The organism is Nonomuraea sp. ATR24 (assembly GCF_041950485.1).
Taxonomy (GTDB): Bacteria; Actinomycetota; Actinomycetes; order Streptosporangiales; family Streptosporangiaceae; genus Nonomuraea; species Nonomuraea ceibae.
In genome coordinates this window covers 30,888-56,000 of sequence record NZ_JBGNUU010000006.1, presented here as the reverse complement: position 1 = coordinate 56,000, position 25,113 = coordinate 30,888, and the positions used below count along the sequence as shown (strand labels likewise).

General features: G+C 72.7%; 22 protein-coding genes. 12 read left to right on the top strand and 10 right to left on the bottom strand.

Going from position 1 to position 25,113, the window contains the following annotated elements; genetic code table 11:
* Window positions 1-7 precede the first annotated feature (7 nt).
* From ACBI99_RS17440 to lgt, 3 genes are read left to right on the top strand one after another with little or no spacing between them, the layout of a single operon-like run.
* Window positions 8-1,000 carry an NAD(P)/FAD-dependent oxidoreductase gene (locus ACBI99_RS17440; RefSeq protein WP_375072708.1) on the top strand — a complete coding sequence of 331 codons (993 nt, stop codon included), beginning with the start codon at window positions 8-10 and terminating at the stop codon, window positions 998-1,000.
* A complete protein-coding gene (locus ACBI99_RS17435) occupies window positions 997-2,406 on the top strand; it encodes a DHA2 family efflux MFS transporter permease subunit (protein ID WP_375072707.1) in 1,410 nt (469 codons plus the stop codon). The genes ACBI99_RS17440 and ACBI99_RS17435 overlap by 4 nt, the downstream gene beginning before the upstream one ends.
* A 45-nt stretch (window positions 2,407-2,451) precedes the next feature.
* On the top strand, window positions 2,452-3,276 hold the full coding sequence (lgt, locus tag ACBI99_RS17430) for a prolipoprotein diacylglyceryl transferase (RefSeq protein WP_219509044.1): 825 nt from the start codon (window positions 2,452-2,454) through the stop codon (window positions 3,274-3,276).
* 25 nt (window positions 3,277-3,301) lie between these two features.
* On the opposite strand, the gene ACBI99_RS17425 is transcribed toward lgt, so the two are convergent.
* From ACBI99_RS17425 to ACBI99_RS17395, 7 genes are all read right to left on the bottom strand, one after another.
* The gene (locus ACBI99_RS17425) at window positions 3,302-4,126 is read right to left on the bottom strand and encodes a carbohydrate ABC transporter permease (RefSeq protein ID WP_219509042.1); all 825 of its coding nucleotides are present in this window, start codon (window positions 4,124-4,126) and stop codon (window positions 3,302-3,304) included.
* The gene (locus tag ACBI99_RS17420) at window positions 4,116-5,027 is read right to left on the bottom strand and encodes a carbohydrate ABC transporter permease (protein WP_246645849.1); all 912 of its coding nucleotides are present in this window, start codon (window positions 5,025-5,027) and stop codon (window positions 4,116-4,118) included. The genes ACBI99_RS17425 and ACBI99_RS17420 overlap by 11 nt, the downstream gene beginning before the upstream one ends.
* Window positions 5,027-6,259, bottom strand: a complete 1,233-nt coding sequence (locus ACBI99_RS17415; RefSeq protein ID WP_219509040.1) for an ABC transporter substrate-binding protein — start codon at window positions 6,257-6,259, stop codon at window positions 5,027-5,029. Before ACBI99_RS17415 ends, ACBI99_RS17420 begins: the two co-directional genes overlap by 1 nt.
* Before the next feature lie 21 nt (window positions 6,260-6,280).
* Window positions 6,281-7,858: an FAD-dependent oxidoreductase gene (locus ACBI99_RS17410; protein ID WP_219509039.1), complete on the bottom strand. Its 1,578-nt coding sequence runs from the start codon at window positions 7,856-7,858 to the stop codon at window positions 6,281-6,283.
* A complete protein-coding gene (locus ACBI99_RS17405; protein ID WP_219509038.1) occupies window positions 7,851-8,846 on the bottom strand; it encodes a LacI family DNA-binding transcriptional regulator in 996 nt (331 codons plus the stop codon). Before ACBI99_RS17405 ends, ACBI99_RS17410 begins: the two co-directional genes overlap by 8 nt.
* A gap of 66 nt (window positions 8,847-8,912) precedes the next feature.
* Window positions 8,913-9,371, bottom strand: coding sequence for a hypothetical protein (locus tag ACBI99_RS17400; RefSeq protein ID WP_375072706.1), 459 nt, complete (start codon window positions 9,369-9,371; stop codon window positions 8,913-8,915).
* A gap of 108 nt (window positions 9,372-9,479) precedes the next feature.
* Window positions 9,480-11,288 (bottom strand): cellulose binding domain-containing protein, encoded by a 1,809-nt coding sequence (locus ACBI99_RS17395; RefSeq protein ID WP_219520038.1) that lies wholly within the window; start codon window positions 11,286-11,288, stop codon window positions 9,480-9,482.
* A gap of 121 nt (window positions 11,289-11,409) precedes the next feature.
* On the opposite strand from ACBI99_RS17395, the gene ACBI99_RS17390 reads away from it, so the two are divergent.
* Entirely contained in the window at window positions 11,410-12,000 is a 591-nt protein-coding gene (locus ACBI99_RS17390) for a SigE family RNA polymerase sigma factor (protein WP_375072933.1), read from the top strand.
* The gene (locus ACBI99_RS17385; protein ID WP_357593647.1) at window positions 11,997-13,076 is read left to right on the top strand and encodes an ABC transporter substrate-binding protein; all 1,080 of its coding nucleotides are present in this window, start codon (window positions 11,997-11,999) and stop codon (window positions 13,074-13,076) included. The genes ACBI99_RS17390 and ACBI99_RS17385 overlap by 4 nt, the downstream gene beginning before the upstream one ends.
* On the opposite strand, the gene ACBI99_RS17380 is transcribed toward ACBI99_RS17385, so the two are convergent.
* The gene (locus ACBI99_RS17380) at window positions 13,030-13,926 is read right to left on the bottom strand and encodes a helix-turn-helix domain-containing protein (protein ID WP_375072705.1); all 897 of its coding nucleotides are present in this window, start codon (window positions 13,924-13,926) and stop codon (window positions 13,030-13,032) included. The two genes, ACBI99_RS17385 and ACBI99_RS17380, sit on opposite strands and share 47 nt — an antisense overlap.
* A gap of 126 nt (window positions 13,927-14,052) precedes the next feature.
* Between ACBI99_RS17380 and ACBI99_RS17375 the strand changes: the two genes are divergently transcribed.
* Both ACBI99_RS17375 and ACBI99_RS17370 read left to right on the top strand, forming a co-directional pair.
* Window positions 14,053-15,483, top strand: coding sequence for a serine hydrolase domain-containing protein (locus ACBI99_RS17375; RefSeq protein ID WP_375072704.1), 1,431 nt, complete (start codon window positions 14,053-14,055; stop codon window positions 15,481-15,483).
* Between the two features lie 75 nt (window positions 15,484-15,558).
* Complete coding sequence (locus tag ACBI99_RS17370; RefSeq protein ID WP_357593641.1) at window positions 15,559-17,034, top strand: serine/threonine-protein kinase; 1,476 nt, start codon at window positions 15,559-15,561, stop codon at window positions 17,032-17,034.
* Between the two features lie 7 nt (window positions 17,035-17,041).
* On the opposite strand, the gene ACBI99_RS17365 is transcribed toward ACBI99_RS17370, so the two are convergent.
* Window positions 17,042-17,554, bottom strand: a complete 513-nt coding sequence (locus ACBI99_RS17365; RefSeq protein ID WP_357593639.1) for a flavodoxin — start codon at window positions 17,552-17,554, stop codon at window positions 17,042-17,044.
* Window positions 17,551-18,363: a universal stress protein gene (locus ACBI99_RS17360; RefSeq protein ID WP_357593637.1), complete on the bottom strand. Its 813-nt coding sequence runs from the start codon at window positions 18,361-18,363 to the stop codon at window positions 17,551-17,553. The genes ACBI99_RS17365 and ACBI99_RS17360 overlap by 4 nt, the downstream gene beginning before the upstream one ends.
* Window positions 18,364-19,074: 711 nt before the next feature.
* On the opposite strand from ACBI99_RS17360, the gene ACBI99_RS17355 reads away from it, so the two are divergent.
* From ACBI99_RS17355 to ACBI99_RS17335, 5 genes are all read left to right on the top strand, one after another.
* The gene (locus ACBI99_RS17355) at window positions 19,075-19,506 is read left to right on the top strand and encodes a RidA family protein (protein ID WP_357593635.1); all 432 of its coding nucleotides are present in this window, start codon (window positions 19,075-19,077) and stop codon (window positions 19,504-19,506) included.
* Complete coding sequence (locus ACBI99_RS17350) at window positions 19,503-20,879, top strand: hypothetical protein (RefSeq protein WP_357593633.1); 1,377 nt, start codon at window positions 19,503-19,505, stop codon at window positions 20,877-20,879. The genes ACBI99_RS17355 and ACBI99_RS17350 overlap by 4 nt, the downstream gene beginning before the upstream one ends.
* Window positions 20,880-20,978: 99 nt before the next feature.
* The gene (gene aroA, locus ACBI99_RS17345) at window positions 20,979-22,277 is read left to right on the top strand and encodes a 3-phosphoshikimate 1-carboxyvinyltransferase (protein WP_219511033.1); all 1,299 of its coding nucleotides are present in this window, start codon (window positions 20,979-20,981) and stop codon (window positions 22,275-22,277) included.
* A gap of 17 nt (window positions 22,278-22,294) precedes the next feature.
* Window positions 22,295-23,824 (top strand): asparagine synthase (glutamine-hydrolyzing), encoded by a 1,530-nt coding sequence (gene asnB / locus ACBI99_RS17340; RefSeq protein WP_375072703.1) that lies wholly within the window; start codon window positions 22,295-22,297, stop codon window positions 23,822-23,824.
* A gap of 46 nt (window positions 23,825-23,870) precedes the next feature.
* Window positions 23,871-25,097, top strand: coding sequence for an ATP-grasp domain-containing protein (locus ACBI99_RS17335; protein WP_219511028.1), 1,227 nt, complete (start codon window positions 23,871-23,873; stop codon window positions 25,095-25,097).
* The last annotated feature ends 16 nt before the right edge of the window (window positions 25,098-25,113 follow it).

Here is a 25,113-nt window from a genome sequence, read left to right as displayed (position 1 = left end):
GCAAGAGATGTTCGACGTCGTCATCGTCGGCGGGGGCCCGGCCGGGATGTCCGCAGCGCTGGCCCTGGGGCGGGTGCACCGATCGGCGCTGCTGCTCGACGCCGGGGAGGGCCGCAACGCCGCCGCCCAGAACGTGCACAACTTCCTGACCCGGGACGGCACGCCGCCCGGCGAGCTGCGCAAGCTCGGCCGCGAGGAGCTGGCCGCGTACCCGTCGGTGCGGGCCAGGACCGGGACGGTCGCCGAGGTCAGCGCGCGGGACGGCGAGGGGTTCCGGCTGGAGCTGTCCGGCGGCGACACGGCAGGCGACACGGCAGGCGACACGGTGGGCGGCACGGTGGGCGGCACGGTGGAGGGGCGGCGGCTGCTGCTGGCGACCGGGCTGGCCGACGAGCTTCCCGGCCCGCCCGGCGTGCGGGAGCTGTGGGGGCGCTCCGCCTTCCACTGCCCCTACTGTCACGGCTACGAGTGCACCGGCAGGCGGGTCGCCGTGCTCGGCACCGACCCGTCCCGCGTCCGGCTGGCGCTGCAGCTCAGCCGCTTCGCCGCCGGCGTCGTCCTGTGCGCCGACGGCCGCCCGCTCGACCCGGAGGCGCGGGCCACGCTGGAAGGGCACGGCGTCGGCGTCCGTGAGGAGGCCGTCACCCGCCTGGAGGGCGACGGCGGGCGGCTGGAGCGGATCATGTTCGCGTCCGGGCCGCCGGTGGAGCGGGACGCGGTGTTCGTCGTCAACGTGCCGCGCCAGCGCTCCGGCCTGGCCGCCCGCCTGGGCTGCGCGGCCTTCGCCGACGGGTGCGTGGAGGTGAACGAGTTCGGGCAGACCAGCGTGCCCGGCGTGTACGCCGCGGGCGACATGGCCCGCCGGGCCAGCGTGCCGGTGCCGCTGGCCGCGGTGATCGCCGCCGCGGCGAGCGGCACCGTGGCCGCGGCGGCGCTCGACCAGGACCTGCTGAGCGCCGACTTCGGGCTGCCGAACCCGTTCGCGGGGGCCGGGCGATGACGCGCACGGACGTCGCCCCGGCGGTGACGCGCGGCGGCAACGTGCCGCTCGCCACTGCCGGGCTGCTCATCGGCATGCTGCTGTCGATCCTGGACCAGACCGTGGTGGCGGTCGCGCTGCCCGACATCGCGGCCGACCTGGGCGGCCTGGACGCGATCGGCTGGATCGTCACCGCGTACGTGCTGACCTCGACCGCGACGGGCGCGCTGTACGGGCGGCTCAGCGACCGGTTCGGCCGCCGCGCGGTGTTCGTGACGGGGGTCGCGATCTTCGTCACGGGGTCGGCGCTGTGCGGCTTGGCGCGGACGATGCCCGAGCTGATCGCCGCCAGGACGTTCCAGGGCGCCGGGGCGGGGGCGCTGTTCGTGCTGCCGACGATCGCGCTGTCGGAGCTGTACCCGGCCCGGCTGCGCAGCCGGGTCCAGGGGTTCACCGGCGGCGTCTTCGCGCTGGCCAGCGTGGGTGGGCCGCTCGCCGGCGGCGCGATCACCGACGCGTGGGGGTGGCGGTGGATCTTCTACGTCAACCTGCCGCTCGGCCTGCTCGCCGTCGCGCTGGCCGCGTTCGCGCTGCGGCTGCCCAGGACCGGCGGGAACGGCCGCGTCGACCTGGCCGGGGCCGTGCTGGTCGCCGGCGCGATGGTGAGCCTGCTGCTGGTGGCCGAGTGGGGCGGCCGCGCGTACGCGTGGGACTCCGGCGTGATCCTCACGCTGGCGGCGGCCGTGGTGGCGCTGGGCGCGCTGTTCGTGTGGCAGGAGCGTCGCGCGGCCGACCCGCTGCTGCCGCCCCGGCTGTTCGCCGATCCCGTGCTGCGGGTCGCGCTGCCCGCGACCGCGCTGCTCGGCGCGCTGCTCGGCGGCTCGACCGTCTACCTGCCGACGTACCTGCAGGCCGCGTACGGGATGGGCGCGACGCAGGCGGGGCTGGCGCTGAACCCGTACGTGCTGACGTTCATGGCGGTCTCCTCGCTGGCCGGGGCCCGGATCGGCGCGAGCGGCCGGTTCCGGCCGTACCTGCTCGCCGGCGCGCTGATCGCGGCGGCGGGGTTCGGGCTGCTGAGCCTGCTCCGGCCCGGCACTCCGTACGTGCTGCTGGCCGTGGTCCTCGGCGTGCTCGGCGTCGGCTTCGGGCTGCTGATGCAGAACCTCGTGGTCGTCGCGCAGAACGCGGCCTCTCCGGCGGACCTGGCCGCGACCACGTCGGCCGTGGTGTCGGTCCGCGGGCTGGGGCTGTCGCTGGGCGTGTCCGTCTTCGGCAGCGTCCTGGCCCGCGAGCTCCAGGGGCGGCCCCCTGGTGCGTCGGCGACCGCCGCCGCCGTCCCGGAGGTGCTGTTCTGGGGCGCGCCGGCCGCCCTCGTCCTGGTGGGGCTGCTCGCGCTGCTGCCGCGCACCGTGAACCGCGCGTGAAGCGGGCCTGCCTGAGGTGGCCCCGCGTGGGCTAGCCTCACCCGCATGGCCCTCGCCTCGATCCCCAGCCCTCCCGAAGCGGTCTGGCATCTCGGATTCCTCCCGATCCGGGCGTACGCGCTGTGCTTCATCGTCGCGATCGCGTTCGGCATCTGGCTGAGCGAGCGGCGCTGGCGCGCCCGGGGCGGCGAGAAGGGCGTCATCGGCGACATCGCGTTCCCCGGGGTGATCTTCGGCCTGGTCGGCGCGCGCCTCTACCACGTCATCACCGACTGGCAGACGTACTTCGGCGAGCGCGCGATCAAGGAGCCCTACCAGGCGCTGTTCATCTGGGAGGGCGGACTCAGCATCTGGGGCGCGGTCGCGCTGGGCGGCGTGGGCGTGTGGCTGGCCTGCCGCCGCCGGGGGCTGTCCCTCGGCGAGGTGGCCGACACGGTCGCGCCCGGCATCGCGTTCGGGCAGGCGATCGCGCGCTGGGGCAACTGGTTCAACCAGGAGCTGTACGGCTCGCCGACCACGCTGCCGTGGGGCCTGGAGATCGACCGGGCACACGGCGGCGAGCCGGGCGTCCTCTACCATCCGACGTTCCTGTACGAGTCGCTGTGGAGCCTGGCGCTCGGCTTCGCCCTCCTCTACGCCGGCAGGCGGTTCGCGCCGCGCCCGGGGCGGCTGTTCGCCCTCTACGTGGCCGGTTACACGCTGGGGCGGTTCTGGATCGAGGGGCTGCGCATCGACCCGGTGGGCGGGGTCGACCACGCGGTGACGCTCCTGGGGCTGCGGATCAACCAGTGGACCTCGATCGCGCTGTTCGCCGGCGCGCTCGTCTACCTCTGGGCGACCCGCGACAGGGCCGCCGCCAAGGCGGCCTGAGCCTCCGGCGGCCCGGGAGCGCCCCTCACCCCTTCAGCCCGGTGTGGGCCAGGCCCTCGACGAACTGCTTCTGCGCCAGGACGAACACCACCAGCACCGGCAGCGCCGTCATGGAGGCGGCGGCGAGCTGGACGTTCCACATGGGGCCGCCGTAGGCGTCGACGAACTGCGTCAGCGCCTGGGGCAGCGTGAACTTCTCCGGGCTGGAGAGGAACACGATCGGCTCCAGGTAGAGGTTCCAGCTGTGCAGGAAGGTGAAGATGGCCACGGCCCCGAGGGCGGGGCGGGCCAGCGGGAGCCCGATGCGCACGAACGTGACGAACCGCCCCAGGCCGTCGACGGCCGCGGCCTCCTCCAGCTCGCGGGGCAGCACCAGGAAGAACTGCCGCATGATGAAGGTGGCGAGCACGCTCGGTGCGCCCAGCATCGGCACCAGGACCAGCGGCCAGTGCGTGTCGGTCAGCCCCCAGCCGTGGAAGAGCTGGAACAGCGGCACGATCGTGACCTCGCTCGGGATGAGCAGGCCGGTCAGCACGATCACGAACAGCACGTTCGACCCGCGGAAGCGGATGCGGGCGAAGGCGTAGCCGGCCAGTGCGGAGACCACCAGCGTGCCGGCCGTGACGACCGCGGCGATGTAGAGGCTGTTCCAGTACTGCTGCGCGAACGGCTGCAGCTCGAAGACCTGCCGGTAGGCCTCCAGCGTCGGCCGCCCCGGCCACAGCGAGGGCGGGAAGGCGAAGATCTCGCTCACCGGCTTCAGCGACGAGGTGGCCATCCACCAGGTCGGGAAGACGAACGGCACGCACAGCACGCACAGCAGCCCGTACAGCAGGGTCTTACGCCTCATGGAACACCCACCTCCTGCGCATGCGCCACTGCAGCAGGGTGAGGGCGAGCACGATCACGAACAGCAGCACCGACAGCGTGGCCCCGTAGCCGAAGTGGTGGAACTGGAAGGCCTGCTGGTACAGGTAGTAGACGAGCACGGTGGTCGAGGTGCCGGGGCCGCCCTGGGTGAGCACCGCGATCTGGGCGAACACCTGCAGCGACCCGGCGACCGTGATGATCGAGGTGAGCAGCACGGTCGGGCTGATCATCGGCAGCGTGATCCGCCGGAACCGGGTCCACGCCGAGGCGCCGTCCAGCCGGGCCGCCTCGTACAGGTCCTTCGGCACGCCCTGCAGCGCCGCCAGGAAGAGCACCATGTTGAGCCCGACGTTCTTGAACACCTGGACCACGATCACCGAGACCGTCGCCCACGAGCCGGAGCGCAGCCAGTTGGGCCCCTCGATGCCGGCGGCGGCCAGGATCGCGTTGATGCCGCCGTTGTTCTGCAGCAGGAACCCCCACACGATCGTCCAGGCCACGAGCGAGACGACCACCGGGGAGAAGAACAGCGTCCTGAACACCGTGGTGCCGCGCAGCCGCTGGTTGAGCAGGACGGCCAGCAGCAGCGCCAGCGCGAGGTTGAGGACGACCAGCCCCACGGAGAAGAGCCCGGTGGCCGTCAGCACCGACGCCATGTTCGGGTCGTTCAGCAGCCGCCGGTAGTTGTCGGCGCCGACGAAGGTGAACGTGTCCGCCAACACGTTCCACTCGTTGAGGCTGTAGGTGAGGACGAGCCCGAGCGGCAGGAAGACGAAGAGCAGGCTGCCCGCGAGCTGCGGCCCGATGAAGAGGTAGCCGAGCAGGTGGTCGCGCCGCCGGGCGGTCCACCAGCCCGCCCGGCGGGTCACGGACAGCGCCATCACTTGGCCAGCATCGGCTGGATGGCGGCGCAGACGCCCTTCATCACGGTCGCCACGTCGGCGTCCGGCTGCCACAGCTGGTCCAGCCCGGCGCGTACGGCCTGGCTCAGCTCGGCCTGCCCGGTGTGGCTGGGCTTGACGCGGCCGGCGGCGATGCCGTCGACCACGACGTCCTGGAGCTGTTCCGGCTTGAGCAGCGGGTTGCTCTTCGCGAGCGAGTCCGCGGTCAGCAGCGGCTGCCGGGGCGGAGGGAAGTACTGGGCGAGCTTGGCGGAGTTCTCCGGGTTGGTGAAGAAGGCCAGGAAGTCGGCGGCGGCCTCGGCGTTCCTGGACTTCTTGAGCACGCCGATGCCGGCCTGGCCGATCACGCTGTACGCGCCCTTCGGCCCGGTGGGCAGCGTCACCAGGTCCCAGCCGAAGGCGCCGTCCTGGAGCAGGGAGGCGCGGGAGATCTGGGTGATCGTCATCCCGGCCTCGCCGGCGAAGAAGTCGGCGGTGGTGCCGGGGGCGGGCATGGCCTTGCCGGTGAAGATCGCCTTGTGCAGGAAGCCCATCGCCTCGATCATCTCGGGCTTGTCGAAACCGCAGGTCCTGCCGTCCTCGCTCCACGCCTCGGCGCCCCAGCCGCCCCAGACGGCGGCCAGGTTGTCCCAGCCCTTGTAGTCGAAGTCGCGCACGACCAGGCCGGCCTTGCCGGTCTTCTCCTGCACGGCCGAGGCGATCTTGACGGCCTCCTCCCACGTCCAGCCCTTGGCCGGCACGCTCTGCCCGGCCTTCTTGAGCAGGTCGGTGTTGACGAAGACGCCGAAGGGCGAGGTGGAGAACGGGTAGGCGTACAGGGCGCCGTCCTTCTGCCACAGCCTGGTGGTGCTGGGCGCGAGCTCCTCGGGCTTGACCAGGGTGTCCAGCGGGACCAGCGCGCCGGAGCCGACGAAGTCGGGGGCCGAGTTCTCGAAGATCCACGCCAGGTCCGGGGTGTTGCCGCCGGCGATCTGGGTGGTGAGCGTGGTCGTGTAGGTCTCCACCGGAAGGGTGTCGTACTTCACCGTGACGTCCGGGTGGGTCTTCCGGTACGCGGCCGCGATGTCGCCGAACAGCTTGAGGTGGGCCTCGTTGCCGGTCCAGATCGTCATTCGCAGCGTGACGGGGCCGCCCTGCGGCTCGGCGGAGGATCCGCAGGCCGCGAGGGCCAGCGTGCCCGCCAGCCCGAGCGCGGTCACCTTTGTGCGCATGTCGTTACTCCTTGCGGGGGGTTAATAACCGGAAATATCCGGCCAGTGCAGTTCGATCCCCTGGGCCTCCAGGCGGTCCTGGAAGCGGGCCAGCAGGTCTGGATCGTTCCGGACGGCGCGCGGCGGCACCGAGCTGTCCAGGCAGAAGGCGGCCAGCGCGCCCGCGGCCTCGCCGATGTTCCACTCGACGGGGTGCAGCCGGTAGCAGCCGTTGGTGATGTGCGTGGTGCCGAGGTTCTTGCCGGCGGGCAGGAGGTTGTCCACCCGGCGCGGGACGAGCGCGCCCAGCGGGATCTCGAACGGCGCGCTCGGCACGTCGATGTAGTTGTCGCCGCCGGTCGAGGGGTGCAGGTCGATGCGGTACATCCCGATCCCGGCCGAATCACCGTAGCGTGCGCCCTTGACCACGTCTTGCTCGACCACGGTGTGCTCGGCCAGGATGCGGCGCGACTCCCGGATGTAGGGAGCCTGGGCCAGGCCGTCGGCCGAGCCGGTCACGTCGCCGCGCAGCCGCAGCCCCGGCCAGCCGGTGCCGCCGTCGGGCCGCGGGGCCTCGGTCTGCAGCCAGTACAGGACCGAACGGGACAGCTCGCGGGCGGCGGCCACGTGCTGCGCGGCGTCGGGCACGTCGAAGGCCGGGCCGAGCACGTAGTCGATCATCGGCCAGTTGACCAGGCAGATGTCGCTGGCGTACGCGCCCGGGGTGAACAGGCGGCGGGCGGCGATCCTGCGGAAGGTCCACAGGTTGCCGTCGCCGGGGTTGCGCCGCTGGTCGGCACGGACCAGCAGCGGATCGTCGTCCGGGTTGGGGGTGAAGCTCCGCTCGCCGATCTCCAGCGTGCGCGGGTTCGGGCTGCGCCAGCCGAGCAGCTTGCCGCCCCAGAAGGGCAGCTCGAAGTCGCGCCAGAAGTCGTACGAGGCGGGCCGGTCGACGGTGTGGTCACCGTCCATGTGGTCGACCGCGAAGCAGACGGAGATCGCCTGCATGTTGAGCGGCTGCGCCTCGGCGGGGGCGCTCGGCTCGCCCGTGTCGTCGCGCGACTCGAAGCCGGTGACGTACTCCGTGCCGGTCAGCGGCAGCAGCTCGCCGGTCTCGGTGGCGTCCAGGACGTAGGGCGCGGTCACCACGACCTCGTCCCCCTCGTGGCGCAGCCGTACGGAAAGGACGCGGTCCCCGTCGGTCTCCGCCGCCAGCGGCGTGCACGGCTGGAGCACGGTGAGCCGCCCGCTGCCCCGGTAGGGGGCGAGCATGGCCTCGATGACGGCCAGCGCCACCCGGGGCTCGTGGCAGATCGGGCTCACCCAGCCGGCGCCGGGGTTGAGCTCACGCCAGGCCCGCGCGGGCTCGGTGAGGGGGAAGTGGCGGCGGTAGTAGTCGCGGATGCCGTCGCGCAGCGCGCGGTAGCTCGCCGTGACGCCGAACTGCTCGACCCAGGTGTGCTCGTCCGGCGGCACCGCCTGGCTGGTCAGCTGCCCGCCCAGCCAGGCGTGCTCCTCGGTGAGGATCACCCGCCGTCCGGCTCGGAGCGCCGCGAGCGCCGCCGCCACTCCCCCGAGGCCGCCTCCGACGACCAGCACCTCGGTGCTCAGCTCACGCAACGTTGTTCCTTCCCAGGGTCAGACCCTTGACGGGTTCGCACGGGAGCAGCCGCTGGACCGGGCTGCCGCCCTCGATGAGTTCGGTGAGGACTTCCACCGCCTGCCGTCCCATCTCGGCACGGGGGATGCGAAAGCCGGTGAAGTCGATGTCGGTCGGCGCGGGCCTGGTGGGGTCGCCGAGCGTGACGATCGACAGGTCCCCGGGCACGGCCAGGCCGCGCGCCCTGGCCGCCTGGAGGATGACCGCGCCGTCGGCATACTCCTCCACGAAGATCGCGGTGGCGTCGGTGCCGAGCGCGTCCTCGGCGTCCGCCGGAGGGAGGGTGACGGCCTGGAGCCCGGCCGTCCCCTCCTGGAATCCGCGGTGGCGGTCGGCGAACGACTCGGCCCCGGCGCCGTGCCCGACGTACGCGAATTTCTCATGACCCAGGCCGCGGGCCCCCTCCACCAGCTCGCGCACCACGCTGCCGTAGTCGGCGCCGACGTAGGAGACGGGGCCGCCCGCGTCGTCGCGGCGGCCCACCGAGACGAACGGGTAGCCCTCGGCGACCAGCCTGGCCAGCTCCTCCCGGTCGAGCTCGCGGCCGAGCAGGACGCAGCCGTCGGCCAGGCGCAGGCGGTGGTCCTGGTGGTAGATGCGCTTGCGGCCGTCGACCAGCGGGGCGCTGGTCAGCAGCAGCAGGTCGCAGCCCACCTGCTCGGCCGACTCCTCGATCCCGATGAGGAACGGGTGGTAGAAGTCGCCCGTCGCGCTCGGGAAGACCGGCTCGTAGGTGAAGACGCCGAGGATCCGGTTCCGGCCCGCCGCCAGCCGCCTGGCCAGCGGGTCGGCCACGTAGCCGGTCTCCCTGATGACGCGCAGCACCCGGTCCCGGGTCTCGGCCGGGATCCTCGTCTCGGCCCCCGGCCGGTTGTTGAGCACCAGCGAGACCGTGGTCTGGCTGACGCCGGCGAGCCGGGCGATGTCGCGCTGCGTGATGCGTCCCATCTCACCTTCCTTCAGGTAATGCGCATTAGCAGTGGAAGAGAGTGTCCGGTACGCGTCTCGTCACCGTCAAGGGGCGGGGCGGGAGTAATACGGATTAGCAGGCGGCCAGCAGTCGAACGTGATCGCGGCATCGAACGTGCCGTCGTGCGGCGCCCGCAGCACGTGCAGCCGCCGCCTGCCGTCCCGCAGGCAGGCCACCGAGGTCACGGCGAACGCGGCCGGCCGTCCCGCGCCCCAGCTGAAGCGGACCACTCCCCCGGCGCGGCGCGGCTCCAGCCCGCCCGCGGTCGCGGCCGCCGAGACCGCGCGGACCGAGCGGCGGACCTGGCCGCCGGTGATCCGCACGTCGGCGACCACCGAGGCGTCCGGTGTGCGGTGGCGCGGCCGGTAGGGGTTGCCGCCGAGGAACTCCACGGGCATGGCGCCGTCGGCGTCCGGCCGCCGGCCGGGGAGGGCCGTCGCCCAGCAGCCGTGGTCGTCGTCGTTCGGCGACTGGATGACCGTCCCGGCGACCGGGTGCCACACGCTCGCCCGGCGGGGTGGCGGCCGTCAATCGAGCTGATACGAATCAGCGGGCCCGGGGGGGGTGCCGCGCGGAGGCGGGGGGACGCCTCCGCCTCCGCGCGGTCTACGTCAGCTCGTGGTGCAGGGCGAGCCGTTGACGGTGAAGGCCGCCGGCGCCGGGTTGGACCCGGTGTGGCTGCCGCTGAACCCGGCCGAGACGGACGCGCCGGGCGCGACGCCGCGGTTCCAGTCGAGGCTCGCCGCGGTGACGGCGGTGCCGGTCTGGGCGAAGGTGGCGTTCCAGCCGCTGATCACCTGCTGGCCGGCCGGGTAGGACCAGCCGATGGTCCAGCCGTCGACCGCGGTCTGGCCGGTGTTGGTGAAGGTCACCTCGGCGTTGAACTGGTTGTCCCACTGCGAGGTGATGCGGTAGGTCACCTTGCAGGAGCCGGCCGCCGCGTCGGGCGGGGTGGTGACGGTGACCGTGCCGGACGGGGCCGACAGGTTGCCCGCCGCGTCCCGGGCCCGGACGTAGTAGGTGTAGGTGGTGTCCGGGGCGAGGTCGCCGAGCTGGGCGACGGTGCCGGTGTAGGAGCCGACGGGCTGGCCCGCGCCGGTGTGGAGGTCGTACCCGGCGACGCCGACGTTGTCGGTGGAGGCCGTCCAGGTGAGCGTGACGCCGCGCGCGGTCAGGCCGCTCGCGACCGGGGTGCCGGGCGTGCTGGGCGCGACCGTGTCGTCCGGCGCGGGGCCGGGGGCGGCGTACAGCAGCCGGTTGGGGGAGCCCTCGCCGATGCCGGTCAGCACGTCCTTGGTGGAGCTGCTGATGATGGCCGCCTTGCTGTCGGCCATCGTGGCGGCGGGGTTCTCCTGGAGGTGGCGGGCGATCCAGCCGGTGACGTGCGGGGCGGCCATGGACGTGCCCGACCAGGCGCCCGAGGCGGTGTCGCTGGTGCTGACCGAGGAGGTGATCGCCGTGCCGGGCGCGAACACGTCCACGCACGGCCCGAAGGAGGAGAAGCTCGCCTTCTCGTCCAGGATGGTCGTCGCGCCGACCACGACCCCGCGCGGCGAGCGCGGCGCGTTGGTGCAGGCGTCGGTGTTGTAGTTGTTGGCGATGAACACGGTCTGCACGCCCGAGTCGATCAGCCCTTCGGCGGCGTCGTTGCTGGCCGTGCCGTAGCCCTGGAGGCTGAAGTTGGCCACCGAGCGCGGCGGGTGGTTGGCCGCAACCCAGTCCATCGCGGCGACCAGGTCGCTGGTCAGGCCGCTGTTGCTGCAGTTGAGCACGCGCACCGCCACCAGGTTGACGGCCTTGGCCACGCCGTACGTGGCGCCGCCGACCGTGCCCGCGACGTGCGTGCCGTGGCCGTGGCAGTCCTCGGTGGTGCCGTCGGCGACGAAGTTGGCGCCGAAGGACGCCCGCCCGCCGAACTCGGTGTGCGTGGTGCGGATGCCGCTGTCGACGATGAACGCGGTGACGCCCGCGCCGGTGGCGTTGTAGGTGTAGCTGTTGTCGAGCGGCAGGGCGCGCTGGTCGACGCGGTCGAGGCCCCAGCTCGGCGGGTTGGGCTGCACGGTGCTGCCGGTGATGACGGAGTCGCGCTCGACGTAGGCGACGGCCGCGTGCGCCCGTACCGCGGCCAGCGCCTTGCCGGGCAGGACTGCCGCGAACCCGGCCAGCGCCTTGCCGTAGCGGCGGGTGACCCGGCCGCCGTTCACCACGGTGTCACGTTCCAGCGAGGAGCGTAAGTCGCGCGAGCGTGCCTTCTCGGGCTTCATGACCACGATGTAGCGGTCCTCGGCTCCGGCCTGCGGCTCGCCCGGCGTGAGCAGCGGCGCCGGCTCCGCCGCCTGGGCGGGGACCGCGATCACCGCCAGCGGCAGCGCGAACGCCGCGCCAAGAGTGGCCAGCCTGAGTTTCCATGCCTGGGGCAATGCTTCGTCCCTTCAGAAGTGATCTTGACTTCTGGAGGCTATCCGATCTTGGTTTCCGGCCGATGGCCGCCCCTCGTGAACGGCAGCCGACATCTGGGTGTCGAACCGGGTCCGGGGTCCGGTGCCAACCTTTCCGGGGGTTCGCGGCGTTTGGGGGGTGACCGAGTTGAGGAGAGACGTGGATCGCGATGCCAGTTTCCGGGCGTTCGTCGATGCTCACCAGCGCCCGTTGATGCGTCTGGCATACCTGCTGACCGGTGAGGTGCATCTCGCCGAGGACCTGCTGCAGAGCGTGCTGGTGCGGATGGTCGGGCGCTGGCCGAGGTTACGCCGGATGGACCGGCCCGACGCGTACGCCCGCAAGGCCCTGGTGAACCAGTACATCTCGTGGCGGCGGCGGCGCGTCACCGGTGAGGTGCTGAGCCCGGAGCCGCCCGAGCGGGGCTATTCGACGGAGGACTCCACAGTCCTGCGGATCGTGCTGCGCCAGGCGCTGATGCGGCTGACCCCCAAGCAGCGCGCGGTGATCGTGCTGCGCTTCTACGAGGACCGCACCGAACGTGACGTCGCCGGGCTGATGGGCTGTTCGGTCGGCACGGTGAAGAGCCAGACGCATCACGCCCTGGCCCGGCTGCGCGCGCTGGCGCCCGAGCTGGCCTCGCGCCTGCCCGTTCTGGACGATCCGGCCGACATGAGGGAGGCGCGCCGATGACCTGGCTGGGAGACGCTCTCGGGCGTATCGCGGAGGACATGCCGGACCGGGATCTGGCCGCCCGGGCCATCGAGATCCACCGGCGCAGGCGGCGCAACCTGGTGGCGCTCACCGCGGCGGCCGTGGTCGTCGTCACGGTGCTCGCCGCGACCGTCGGCGTCCGCGCGCTGCCCGGCGCGCGGCAGGAGCCCGCCGCGCCGGCGCCCCCGCCCGAGCGGAGCACGCTCCGGGTCGGGGTGGTGGCGAGCGCGGCGGCGGCGCCGCTGTACGTGGCGAACGCCAAGGGGTTCTTCCGGCAGGAGGGGCTGACGGTGGAGCCGCACGTGATCCCCGCCGCCGCCGCGGGTCTGCCCCGGGTGAGCGCCGGCGATCTGGACCTCGCGCAGACCGACTATCTCGCGACGCTGATGGCGGCCGAGAACGGCCACCCCCTGAAGATCGTCGGCAGCCTCCACCAGGCGCGGCCGGGGACCACCGCGCTCGTGGTCGGTGCCGGGTCCCGCATCAGGTCCGTGGCCGGGCTCAAGGGCAGGAGGATCGGCGTCGCCGGGCTGAGGAGCGTCGAGGAGCTGGCGCTGGAGGCCACGCTGGAGCGCGCCGGGCTGAGGCGGAGCGACGTCGTCCTGGTGGAGACCCCGCTGCCCGAGCTGATCGGCGGGCTGGAGAAGGGCCGGTTCGCGGCGGCTCTGCTGGTGGAGCCGTTCGTCTCCCAGGGGGTCGCGCAGCGGCGTACGCGGGTGCTGGCGGACCCGATGACCGGCGCGTTCGCGGGGCTGCACGTGGCCGGGTGGATGGCCGGCGACGACTGGGTGCGGCGCAACCCGGCCACGCTGGCCGCGTTCCGGCGCGCGCTCGCCCGGGCGCACCGCCTGATCGCGGAGGACCCCGGGCAGGTCGCGGCGATCCTGCCGCACTACATCCGCATCACCGAGCCGGCCGCCCTGCGGATCAGGCAGGGCGTCTATCCCGCCACGCCGGACCTGGAGGAGCTGCGGCGGCTGGCGGACCTGGCGCACGAGCGGAAGTGGCTCAAGGCCCCGCTCGACCCGGCGGGCCTCGTCGTGCCGCCCGGGTGAGCGCGGGCGGCCGGGGCGCCGCGTGGCCGGGCCAGGCGAGGTCGTCCACGGCCAGGAACGCCTCGCCGGCCACGGTCGCGGGGGTGGCCCCGGTGTAGGCGAGGACGTCGCGGTGCAGGTGGGACTGGTCGACGTAGCCGGCGTCGGCCGCGACCTGGGCCGGGCTCTCCCCCGCGACCAGGCGGTGGGCGGCGTGGTCGAAGCGGACCAGCTTCGCCGCCTGCTTGGGCGGCAGCCCGAGCTGCGACCGGAACCGGGACCAGAGCCGTTTGCGGCTCCACCCGACCTCGGCCGCGAGCCCGTCGACCCGGGCCCGGCCGCGGCCGGCGGCGATCCGGTGCCAGGCCCAGGCGACCTCCGGGTCCACGGGCGGCCCGGCGCCGTCGCGGCGGGCGAGCAGCTCGTCCGTCAGCGCGAAGCGTTCCTGCCACGAGGCAGCCTCGCCCAGCCGCTCGCGGATGCGTGACGCCTCCGCGCCCCACAGGTCGTCCAGCGGCACGACGGCGCCGTCGAGCTCGGCCGGGGAGACGCCCAGGACCGCGCCCGCGGCCACCGGGGACAGGCGCACCTGGACGCACGCGACGTTCTCCCCGCGCACCCGGACCGCGCCCGCGGCACCGAGGCCGGGCCCGGCGACGATGCTGCCGCCGCGCCCGTGCCCGGGGGCGCCGTCGAGGACGGGCGAGCCGTCGCCGAAGTTCAGGACCACCGTCACGGCCGGGTGCGGCACCATCCGGAGCGTGTCCAGGTCACGGACGCGGAACCCGGCCATGGTGACGCCGGCCACCCGGCTGGGCCGCCGCGGGCTCTCGACCCCCCACGCCGCCGGCCCGTGCATGAACGTCCGCACGCCCCCATGCTACGGCCGGGCGCAGGCATGCCGGGCGGGCGCGGCCCCGGCGCGTACGTCGCGCCCGAGTCCGGGCCCGCCCTTAAATCGGTGGGGCGGTTTCGGTGGCTTTGTTACGGTGCCGGAATGCCTTCTCACCGCGCACTGCTGCCGCGCTCGACACCGGCCGCCTCGGGGGTGTCGTCGCGCGCCGTCGCCGCGCTGCTGGACCGGCTCGAGGAGCGGTCCGTCGAGTGCCACTCGATCATGGTCGTCCGCCACGGTCACGTCGTCGCCGAAGGCTGGTGGGCGCCCTACTCGGCCGGGCGCCCGCACCTCCTGTACTCGGTGACCAAGTCGTTCACCTCGGTCGCCGTGGGGCTCGCGATCGCCGACGGGCTGCTCTCGCTCGACGATCGGGTGGTGGACGTGCTGCCCGACCACGTCCCGGCGGGCGTCTCGGCGCAGGCGCGCCGCCTCACCGTCCACCACCTGCTGTCCATGACGGCCGGCTACCGCACGGACAGCCTCGGCGAGGCCTGGCGGCTCGAACCGGACGACCTGGTGAAGGGCTTCCTGCGCATCCCGTTCACCGACCCCGAGGGGACCCGGCACACCTACGACAACGCGACCACGTACGTGCTGGCCCGGATGGTCGAGCGGGTCACCGGACTCGGCCTGCCGGAGCTGCTCGACGAGCGCCTGTTCGAGCCGATGGGCGTCGATCACGCCGAGTGGGACCGGGTGGCGAGCGGCGCCGCGTTCGGCTTCCACGGCCTGCACCTGACCACCGAGGCCGTCGCCGCCTTCGCCGAGCTGCTGCTGCGCGGCGGCGTCCGCGGGGACCGGCGGCTCGTCCCCGCCGCCTGGATCGAGCTGGCCACCAGGCGGCACGCCGACCCGCTGCCGCCCGAGGACATGCCGGGGGACGCCGACTTCCTGGACGGTTACGGCTACCAGTTCTGGACGTCGCCGCACGGCTTCCACGGCGTCGGCTCCTTCGGGCAGCAGTTCGTGGTCGCCCCGTCGCACGATCTGGTGGTCGTCCTGACCGGCGCCCACCACCAGGAGCAGGGCGTGCTCGACGCGATCTGGGAGTGCCTGCTGCCCGGCCTGGACCGCGCCGACAGCGCCGGGGACGACGAGGAGCTGGCCGCGCGGCTGCGGGGGCTGTCGTTCGCGCCGGTGCCGGGGACCGCCGAGCCGGGGCGTCCGGTCGAGGCGCGGCTCGACGCCTGCGCCGAGGGGTCGCCGCTGCCCGAGGGGAGCACGGTGGCGGCGGAGCCGGTGGACGGCGGGTGGCTCCTGCGGCTCGGGGCTTCCCTCGTCGTCGAGGCCGGGCACGGCGGGTGGCGGGAGAGCGCGCCGCTCGGCCGTCCCGTCGTGGCGTCCGCCGCCTGGCAGGGCGACACGTTCGTCGCCGACGTCTATGTCATCACCACGCCGCACCGGGTCAGGCTGGTGGTGGACGCCGTCGCGCGGACGGCGGTGGCGGCGTGGAACATCGTCCCCCTGACCGGCCCTAGCCTTGAGGTGCACGTGCGATCACCGCTGATGACCCGGCCCGACGTCGCCTAGACGCCGCGCCGGCGCCGGTCGTCGCTTAATGTCCAAGGCGGGGGCGCTGCCGGAGCAAGGAGGAAGACGTCGGGAATGAGCACGCGGACGCAGGAGCATCTGGGCCCGTACCGGCTGATCGAGAAGATCGGCGAGGGCGGCATGGGAGTCGTCCATCTCGGACTCGACGGCGCGGGCCGGCAAGTCGCGATCAAGGTGTTGCACCCGCACGTGGCGGCCGACCTGAAGGCGCGCGACCGGCTGGTCCGCGAGGTGGAGACCATGCGGCGGGTGCGCAGCCGGTACGTGGCCGAGACGCTCGACGCGGAGCTGACGGGCGGCACCCCGTACGTGGTGACGCGGTTCGCCCCGGGGCGCACGCTGGAGGCGACGATCCTGGACCGGGGCCCGCTGGGGGCCGGTGAGGTCGTCGCGCTGGCCAGGAAGCTGTGCCAGGCGCTGGTGGACATCCACGAGGCCGGCGTCATCCACCGCGACCTCAAGCCGTCCAACGTCATGCTGGTCGGGGACGAGCCGCTGGTGATCGACTTCGGCATCGCCCACCTGGTGAACGCGGCCCGGCTGACGCAGTCCGGGATGTTCGTCGGCACGCCCGGATACCTGGCTCCGGAGATCATCCGGGGCTCGGTGATCACGCCGGCGGCCGACGTGCACGCGCTGGCCTCGACGGTGTTCTTCGCCGCTACGGGGCTGCCGCCGTTCGGGACGGGGACGTTCGAGGCGGTCTGCTTCAACACGCTGGAAGGCCGGGCGCAGATCGACCGGGCCCCGGCGTGGCTGCGGGGCTGGCTGAGCCGGGCGCTCCAGGTCGATCCGGCGGCGCGGCCCAGCGCGCGGGAGCTGCTGCGAATGGCCGGGGCGCTCGACCCGGGCGGGCGCGCGGAGCCGGTGCGCCCGGTGCCTCCAAGCCCGGAGCCCGTAAGCCCGGAGCCCGTGCGGGCGGACCGTACGCGGGCCTTGGACACGGTCTCCGACCTGCTCCCGCCGGTCCGGTACGCGCCGGCCGGCCCCGTGGCCGCGCCCGCGCCGACGGTGCATGCCGAGCGGCCGGAGCCCGAGCGCCCGTCGCCGCCCCGGGAGCCCTTCGACCTGCGGCGGTTCCTGGCCGGCAGCGACTTCTCCGGGGTGCTCGTCCTGGTGACGCTGATGGCGCTGACCGTGCTCAAGCCGGTCGGCGTCGGGCTGACCGCGGCGGCGCTGTCCGTGGCGCTGCGGGCCGGGGCGTACTTCCTGGGCGAGCACCGCCGGACGCTGTCCAGGGTCGTGCTCGTGACGGTGGGCCACGTCGTGCTGTCGCTGGCGCTCGGCATCGCCGCCTCCAGTTTCCTGCACTGGACCGGCCGGTTGAGCACCAGCCACGTGGAGCCGCTGGCGGCGGCCGTGTTCACGCTGGGGCTGTTCGTGCTGCCGGGCGCGGGGACGGTGCGGCAGGCGGCGTCGCACGCGCTGGCCCGGCTGCTGCCCGGCCACCGGGCGATCGTGGTGTCGTCGGCGGTGCTGGGGCCGATCGCGCTGATCTTCGTGATCGCGGCGATGACCACGCTGCTGTAGCGGGGGCTCAGCCGCGCACGGAGGCGGTCGCGGCGTCCTGCTCCGCCGGTAGGTGCCGGGCGGCGAGGGTCTCACCCCATCGCCTGGCACGGTCCAGCTCGCCCTCGGCCGGCGGGCCCTGGGCGGCGGTGACGGCGAAGCTCCGCGCCGGGGCGACGGACCTGACGCCGAGCCGCCGCAGCGATCTGGTCAGCGCGCGGGCGGCCGAGCCGGGCAGGCGGGGCCTGCCCACGCGGGTGTCGAAGGCGGCCGAGCCGAGCGTGGCCGGCGGCGGGTCGAGCGCGGCCAGCCATTCCCGCACGCCCCCGCCCCGCGGGACGGGCGCCCGGCTCATCGGGGAGGCGTGCGTCGGCGCGCCCATCACCAGGAGCGTGACGTCCTCCCCCAGGCGGGCGGGCGTGGCGGCGGCCTCGCGCGCCTCGGCCGGCATCCGGGTGGCCAGGCCCTCCGCCACCGCTTCGGCGATCAGCCGCGTGCTGCCGTACCGGGACTCGTAGAGCACGAGCGCGACGGGGCTCATGGGCGCGGCCGGACCACGGCGACCGGGCACGGCGCGTGGTGGAGCACGCCGTGGCTGACCGAGCCGAGCAGCGCCGAGGCGAAGCCGCCCCGCCCGCGCGAGCCCACCACGACCAGGTCGGCCGACTCGGCCGCCTCGACGAGGGCGGAGATCGGGTGGATGCGCGACTGCTCGTCGGTGATGACGAGGCCGGGGTTGGCCAGCCGCCAGGGCGTCACGCGCTCGCGCGCCATGCGCATCTCGTCCTCCATCGCCTCCTCGATCAGGCCGGTGTACGCGACGGCGTGCGAGGAGAAGAACGGCGGCATCTGCCAGGACGTGACCACGTGCAGCTGGGCCTGGCGGGCGCGCGCCTGCTGGACGGCGTACTCCATGGCGGCATGTGAGTGCTCCGAGCCGTCGTAGCCGACCACGACCCTGCCGTGCTCGACCACGCGCGGGGCGCGGACGACGACGACCGGCCCGGCGGCGTGCCCGGCCACGGCGACGCTCACCGAGCCGACCAGCAGCCGGGTGAACCCGCCGAGCCCGCGGCTGCCGAGCACCAGGCTGTCGGCCGTCGCGGATTCGCCGATGAGCCGGTCGGCCGCGTGCCCGGGCAGCGACTCGGTGGTCACCTCGACGTCGCGGGTCAGCGCGAGCGCCCGGTCGGCGGCGATCTCCAGCGTCTCTCCGGCGTCCGTCTCGTGCCCGCACACGTGCACGATCCGCAGGTCCAGCCCGCGCCGCTGGGCGTCGGCCGCCGCCCATTCCACCGCCGCGGCCGCCGGCGCGGACCCGTCCACGCCCACCACGATCCGATCGGCCATCTCACGTCTCCTCACTGCCTGCCGGCTCTCGCCGCCAGCCTCGCCCCGGCGGCCCGCACGGCACAGGAGGAGGAAGTCCCGGAAGGTCCGGCCATTGGTCCCGAGCGGGTCACTCCCGGCATACCCCGCCCGGCGGGGACCGGCGCGGCCCTGCCGCGGTGACGTGTCCGATCGTCCGGAGGATCGGAGGTGGCCGCCGGCGGAAGATTATAAGAAATATTCTCGCCGTCTCCCGGCCTGACTGCCGATCCGACACGGGCGGTCCGGACGAGTCTTTTCCCGGTAAGTCACCGTCCGAAATCATTCTCCTCCGGCGAAACCGGGTGCCGGACCGCCCTTCCACATGCGCTTTCTCGCCACTCCGCCCCGATGTCGATGTTGAGCCGGGCAAAAGCCGGAAGAGTGACCCTTGACTCATGTCTCCGCATGTACTTATGTAGCCAAAGGAAAGCGGGCGGCAAGGCACTGGAGGCACATCGGGGGAAATACCAGCGATCTTCCTTTGCATGATCGCGCCACACGGCGACGGGTGGAGCCGGGGGGCTCCGGAATTGCTCCCATGACGTAGGGAACCCATTTCGCCGGAAACACTTCTCTTTTGCGCGGCGGCGGCGCGAGCCTGCCGTACTCAGTTTTCACCGCGCATTATCCGATCTCGGGCCCACGCATGCCCGAAAACACCACCTCACAAGGGAAGTCAGACGGTTGAGCATGGAAAACACCGCAACAGCAGCAGCGGACCGGCAGTCCGAGAAGAAGATCATCTTCAGCGCGTCGCCCTGGGAACCGCAGATGGGATACTCCCGCGGCGTCCGCATCGGAAACCAGGTGTTCATCGCGGGAACCGTCGCCGCCGACGGGGAGGGAAACGCGGTCGGCCACGACGCGTTCGCCCAGACGGAATTCATCATCGAGAAAATTCAGACTTCGCTGCGCCGCCTCGGCGCGGAGCTCGAGGACGTCGTGAGCACCACCACGCACCTCACCGACTTCGCCCATTTCGACGATTATGCCCGGGCGTTCCAGAAGTACTTCGGGCACATCACGCCGGTGAACACCACGGTGGCCGTCGCCCTGGTGAAGCCGGAGTTCCTCGTCGAAATCACCGCGACCGCGATACTACCGGGCACCGCGGAATCATGATGACCGGAAAAGAGGGAAGCGCGACGATGCGCCTGGTGGAAATACATCCGGCACGACGCGGCATCGGCGGGACCGGGCGCCTGCCGTACTCGAAGCCGCACATGCAGCGCGCCATTCTGCTCGGCCTGCTGACCAACGCGCCGAGCATCATCGTGAACCCGGCGTGGAGCTCGGAGGCGGAGAAGCTGTTCACGGCGGCCCGGCAGTTCGGCCTCGACGTGCTGCACGACGAGGCGGGCAAGCTGATCGTGTCGGGGGTCGGCCGGTCGCTGCGGGCGGGCCGGGCGCCGGTGCCCGTGGCGGGCTCGGCCTTCAACTTCCGTACGCTCGCCGCGCTGGCCTGCCTGTCCAGCCACGAGACCGTCATCGAGGGCGACACCTCGATGTTCGCCCGCCCCGTGCGCGAGCACATGGGGTTCATCGGCGACCTCGGCGGCCGGTTCGAGGACGTCAGCGACTCCCGGCGGCTGCGCGTGCGCATCCACGGCAGCCGCCGGCTCGGCGGCCGGACCACCGTCGACACGCGGCACAGCTCGCAGGTGCTGACGGCGGTGCTGCTGGTCGCGCCGCTGGCCCGCCGCGCGATCCGGGTGGACTGCACCGACGACCCGGTCGGGCAGGGGTACGTGGACCTGACCCTGCAGATGATGCGGGAGCAGGGCGCGGTCGTGGAGCAGGACGGGCGGTCGTTCACGATCACCCCGTCGGCCTACCAGTCGCGCATCCACCGGGTGGCCTCCGACTTCACCGCCCTCTCCTACCTGGCCGGCGCGGTGGCCACGGCCGACCACGGCGAGATCGCCGTCGCCGGCTACCAGCGCTCCTCGCTCAGCTCGGAGGCCGAGTTCTTCGAGGTGCTGGAGGCGCTGGGCGTGCGTGCCGAGCACGACAGGGTGAGCGGCGAGCTGCGGCTGCGGCGCACCTCGCCCGGCTCGGCCTCGATAGAGATCGACGGCGGCAACATCCCGACCGTCGTCCCCACCCTCGCGGCGATCGCGCCGTTCGTCGAGGCCAAGGTGACGCTGCGCAACGCGGCTCAGGTCAACAACCACAAGTGCCCGCGCATCTCGGTGATGATCGGGGAGCTGCGCCGGATGGGCTGCGCGATCGAGCCCACGTACGGCGCCGACGGCGAGGTGGACGGGTTCGCCACCGCCGGGCGGCAGGCGCCGGCCGGCGGCGTCACCGTCGACAGCCACGGCGACCACCGCATCTTCCTGAGCCTGGCCACCGCCGCGCTCGGCGCGCGGCGGCCGACGTCCATCGAGGGAGTGCAGCACCTGCACGCGAGCTTCCCCGACTACCTGGAGGTCATGGAGGGCCTGGGCGTGCGCGTCGTCACCGGCCACACGCGGGTGCAGGTCGCCAACTAGCTCCAGCAGAACCGCCAGATCACCCCGGGCGGCCGGCCGCACCCAGGCGCCGGCCGCCGGGCTCACGACGGATCCGTCGAAGACGAGTTGAGAAGGACCATGGATTTCCTCCAGTACAAGCAGCTTCATGTCCACCCGGCCAAGGTGCTCAAGGGCGAAGTCGTCCCGCCGGCCTCCAAGAGCTATTCGGCCAGGGCCGTGCTCGCCGCGTCCCTCGCCCCCGGCACGAGCGTCATCGACAACGTCGCCTCCAGCAACAACGTCAAGGCGATGATGGAGTGCTGCCAGGAGCTCGGCGCGCGCCTGACGCACGTCGAGCCCGGCCGCCTCCAGGTGGAGGGCCCCGGCAGGTTCCACGACGGCGTGACCCTCTCCCCCGGCAACTCCGGCATCGTGCTGCGCCTGCTCATGGGCGCCGCCGCGCGCAACCGCGGCATCACGTTCATGACGCCGTACCTCGACTCCCTCGGCCGCCGGGCCAACCAGGAGATGGTCGACGCGCTGCGGGCGCTCGGCGTCGTGGTCGAGGCGGGCGAGGAGGGCACCCTGCCGATCACGCTCGACGGCTCGGCCGCGCACGGCGGCGAGGTGGAGATCTCCGGCCGGCGCAGCTCCCAGTTCCTCAGCGGCCTGCTCTTCCTCGGCGGGCTCCTCGACGACGCCCTGTCGGTGCGCGTCCCGGACGAGCTCAAGGCCAAGGCGATGGTGCGGACCACGCTGACGGTGCTCGGCTCGGCCGGGGTCGAGGTCGCCGCGAGCGAGGACATGATGAGCTACCGGGTGCCGGCCGCCACCGCCTACCAGCCGGCGCACTACGTCTGCGGCAGCGACCCGGCCAGCACCGCGGCGCTGCTCGCCGTGGCCGCCTGCGTCGACTCGACGGTGGAGCTGCGGCACCACCGGCTCGAGGAGCTCGACGGGGTGCTGGCCTACCTGCGCGACATCGGCGTCAGCGTCACCGAGGAGGACTCGACGCTGCGCGTGCAGGGCGGCGGCGAGCTGCGGCCGCTGGACTTCGACGGCTCGCTGGCGCCGGACGCCGTGCTGCCGCTGGCGGCGCTGGCCGCCCACGCCGACGGCACGAGCCGCTTCTACAACATCGAGCACATCCGCTACAAGGAGTGCGACCGCATCAGCGACTTCCGCCGGGAGCTGGAGCGCGCGGGCATCGCCTGCGACGAGAAGCGGGACGAGCTGATCGTGCACGGCTCGCCGGCCGGCGTGCCCGGCGGCGTCACCGTGGACAGCCACTACGACCACGCCGTGGTCATGGCGATGAGCGTGGTCGCGCTGCGCAGCCGTACCGGGCTGACGATCAAGGACCCGCAGTACGTGGCGCAGACGTACCCCCGGTTCTTCGATGACCTGCAGCGCCTCGGCGCGACGGTCGACGCGTAACGGAGGAGGAGATCACCTTGTGCGGAATCGCAGCGATCATCGACCCCCGGGTCGTCGCCGAGGACGCCCATCGGCTGGCGGCGCGCGACCGTGAGCTCATCGCGATGCTGGCGAAGATCTGGCACCGCGGCGACCCGGAGTGCTTCGCCGAGCGGCGCTCGGAGGTGGGCGCCGCCCTCGGCGCCAACCGGCTGGCCATCGTGGACCGCGAGCACGCCCAGCAGCCCCAGTCCGACCAGCACGGCCGGATCTGGGTCGCCTACAACGGCGAGCTGTACGGCTTCCAGGACGTGCGGCGCGAGCTGGAGCGGCTCGGGCACCGCTTCAGGACCACCTCGGACACCGAGGTGATCGCGCAGGCCTACGCCGAGTGGGGCCCGGACATGCTCGGCAGGTTCAACGGCATGTTCGCGTTCGTGGTCTTCGACAGCGAGCGGCGCACCTTCCTGGCGGCCCGCGACCACGTCGGCATGAAGCCGCTCTACTACGTGGTGTCGGACGGCGTGTACCGGTTCGCCTCCGAGCAGAAGTGCCTGCTCGGGGTGCCCGGGGAGATCCGGACGCTGCCGCCGGGCAGCTACCTCACCGAGCGGGGGGTCACGCGCTACCACGAGCTCGACGACACGCCGTGCGACCTGCCCGAGCGGGACATGGTGGCGCGCTACCGGGAGCTGTTCGACGACGCGGTCAGGCGGCAGGTCGACACCGACCTGCCGGTCGCGGTCACCTTCAGCGGCGGGATCGACAGCGCGGCCGTGCTGGCCAGCGCCCGCCTGCACCACCCGGCGGTCACGGCGCTGACGATCGGGTTCGAGGGGGCCGCCGACATCGAGGTCGCCCGGCGCTACTGCCAGGAGCACGACATCCCGCACGTGGTGGCGCACCTCAACCGGGACGCGCTGGTCGACATCATCCCCGACATCGTCTACGGCGCGGAGTTCTTCGAGGCCATCGACGTCATGGACACCTGCGTCGGCTACTTCGCCTTCGAGCTGGCCAAGCGGCACGGCTTCAAGCTCGCCCTGTGCGGTGAGGGCAGCGACGAGGTCATGGCCGGGTACGACCTGTTCCGGCACCACCACGACCCGGTGGACCTGATGCGCTACCGGGTGGCGAACCTGCACCGTACGGACCTGCAGCGGGTCGACCGGTCGAGCATGATGAACTCGGTCGAGACCCGGGTGCCGTTCATGGACCGCCACCTGCTGGAGTTCGCCTACAGCGTGCCGATGGAGATGAAGCTGCGCGGCGGCGTGGACAAGTGGCTGCTGCGCGAGGCCTTCAAGGACCGGCTGCCGGCGTACATCACGAACCGCCCCAAGATCCGCATGCCGGACGGCAGCGGCATGAAGAACACGCTCGTGGAGTACGCCCGCGCCCAGGACGTCGAGGACGACACGCTCGCCAAGAGCATCGGCATCGACTCGCGCGAGGGCGCCTACTTCCTCGAACGGTATCTGGAGGCCGGGTTCCCGATGCCCGCGGAGCGGTTCAAGCGGGCCGGCTACGACTACTCCCCCAACGGCTACTTCGAGTTCGTGTCCTGACGGGCTCCTGTCACCAGCGTTCGTGTCACAACAAGGAGGTCATGGGATGACGGGACACCGCCGGACGATAGCGGTCGTCGACCCGGTGGCGAGCGGGGCGTCGTACGGGGAGGCCGGCAAGGCCCTCGGCCTGTCCGTGATCGCCGTGCTGAGCCAGGAGTACACCGCCTCGTACGTCGTGCAGACCTTCCAGCCCGACGACTACGACGAGATCCACGAGCACCGCTCGATCGGGGAGACGGTGGCGTTGCTGGCCTCCCGCCAGGTCGCCGCCGTCATCCCCGGCACCCAGGTCGCGCTCGACATCACCGATCTGCTCGCCGGCGAGCTCGGCCTGATCGGCAACCCGGTCGAGAGCCTGGCGGCCCGGGTGAACAAGCGCGCGATGAAGGAGCGCTGGAACGCGCACGGGCTGCCGTGCGCGGCCTTCCACGAGTCCGACCGGGTGGAGTCCGTGGTGGAGTGGTCCGAGCGCCAGGGGTATCCCGTGGTGCTCAAGCCGAACGCCTCCACCGGCGCGTCGAACGTCTTCGTCTGCACCGACGAGCGGGAGGTCGCCAAGGCGTTCGCGGCGATCACGAGCCTGCCCGACCTGTACGACAGGCGCTTCGGCTCGGTGCTGGCCGAGGAGTACCTGGACGGCGACGAGTACTTCATGAACCTGCTGCACAACGGCGGGCGGGGCCTGCTGGTCTCGGCCGCCAAGTACGACAAGCTGCAGCGGGAAGGGCGCCCCAGCGTCTACCGGAACTTCCGGTCGCTGCCGCTGGACGATCCCGGGGTGCTGGAGGCGCTGCCGTACATCCAGGATCTCAACACGGCGGTCGACGTGCGTTACGGGATCAACGACACCGAGTACAAGCTCACCTCGCGGGGGCCGCGCGCCCTGGAGATCAACAACCGGCTGCCGGGCGCGGGCACCCCGCTGATGGCCGAGAAGTGCACCGGCCGCAGCTGGTACCGCGACAACATCCAGATCTTCCTGGGCGAGTACGACAACGCCGAGCCGCACGTCTTCCACCGGCACTACAACATGTGCTGCCTGATCAACGACCGCGCCGGCCGGGTGAGCGGGTTCGAGGGGCTGGAGGAGGTCAGCCGGCTGGAGTCGTACGACGGCGTGCGGCTGATCGCCGAGGAGGGCGGCTACTGGCCGGTCACGGTGGACCTGGGGTCTGCGTGGGGCCTGGTGCGGCTGGTCCACGAGGACCGGGCGCAGCTCGAACGCGACGCCGAGGCGGTGCACGAGCTGGTGCGCCTGAAGGTCGAGTAGGGACCGCGCCGGCGGT

Coding starts and splice junctions, on each gene's coding strand:
- ACBI99_RS17440 (WP_375072708.1), top strand. CDS start 8: ATGTTCGACGTCGTCATCGTCGGCGGGGGCCCGGCCGGGATGTCCGCA.
- ACBI99_RS17435 (WP_375072707.1), top strand. CDS start 997: ATGACGCGCACGGACGTCGCCCCGGCGGTGACGCGCGGCGGCAACGTG.
- lgt (WP_219509044.1), top strand. CDS start 2,452: ATGGCCCTCGCCTCGATCCCCAGCCCTCCCGAAGCGGTCTGGCATCTC.
- ACBI99_RS17425 (WP_219509042.1), bottom strand. CDS start 4,126: ATGAGGCGTAAGACCCTGCTGTACGGGCTGCTGTGCGTGCTGTGCGTG.
- ACBI99_RS17420 (WP_246645849.1), bottom strand. CDS start 5,027: ATGGCGCTGTCCGTGACCCGCCGGGCGGGCTGGTGGACCGCCCGGCGG.
- ACBI99_RS17415 (WP_219509040.1), bottom strand. CDS start 6,259: ATGCGCACAAAGGTGACCGCGCTCGGGCTGGCGGGCACGCTGGCCCTC.
- ACBI99_RS17405 (WP_219509038.1), bottom strand. CDS start 8,846: ATGGGACGCATCACGCAGCGCGACATCGCCCGGCTCGCCGGCGTCAGC.
- ACBI99_RS17385 (WP_357593647.1), top strand. CDS start 11,997: ATGACCTGGCTGGGAGACGCTCTCGGGCGTATCGCGGAGGACATGCCG.
- ACBI99_RS17375 (WP_375072704.1), top strand. CDS start 14,053: ATGCCTTCTCACCGCGCACTGCTGCCGCGCTCGACACCGGCCGCCTCG.
- ACBI99_RS17370 (WP_357593641.1), top strand. CDS start 15,559: ATGAGCACGCGGACGCAGGAGCATCTGGGCCCGTACCGGCTGATCGAG.
- ACBI99_RS17365 (WP_357593639.1), bottom strand. CDS start 17,554: ATGAGCCCCGTCGCGCTCGTGCTCTACGAGTCCCGGTACGGCAGCACG.
- ACBI99_RS17360 (WP_357593637.1), bottom strand. CDS start 18,363: ATGGCCGATCGGATCGTGGTGGGCGTGGACGGGTCCGCGCCGGCGGCC.
- ACBI99_RS17355 (WP_357593635.1), top strand. CDS start 19,075: ATGGAAAACACCGCAACAGCAGCAGCGGACCGGCAGTCCGAGAAGAAG.
- ACBI99_RS17350 (WP_357593633.1), top strand. CDS start 19,503: ATGATGACCGGAAAAGAGGGAAGCGCGACGATGCGCCTGGTGGAAATA.
- aroA (WP_219511033.1), top strand. CDS start 20,979: ATGGATTTCCTCCAGTACAAGCAGCTTCATGTCCACCCGGCCAAGGTG.
- ACBI99_RS17335 (WP_219511028.1), top strand. CDS start 23,871: ATGACGGGACACCGCCGGACGATAGCGGTCGTCGACCCGGTGGCGAGC.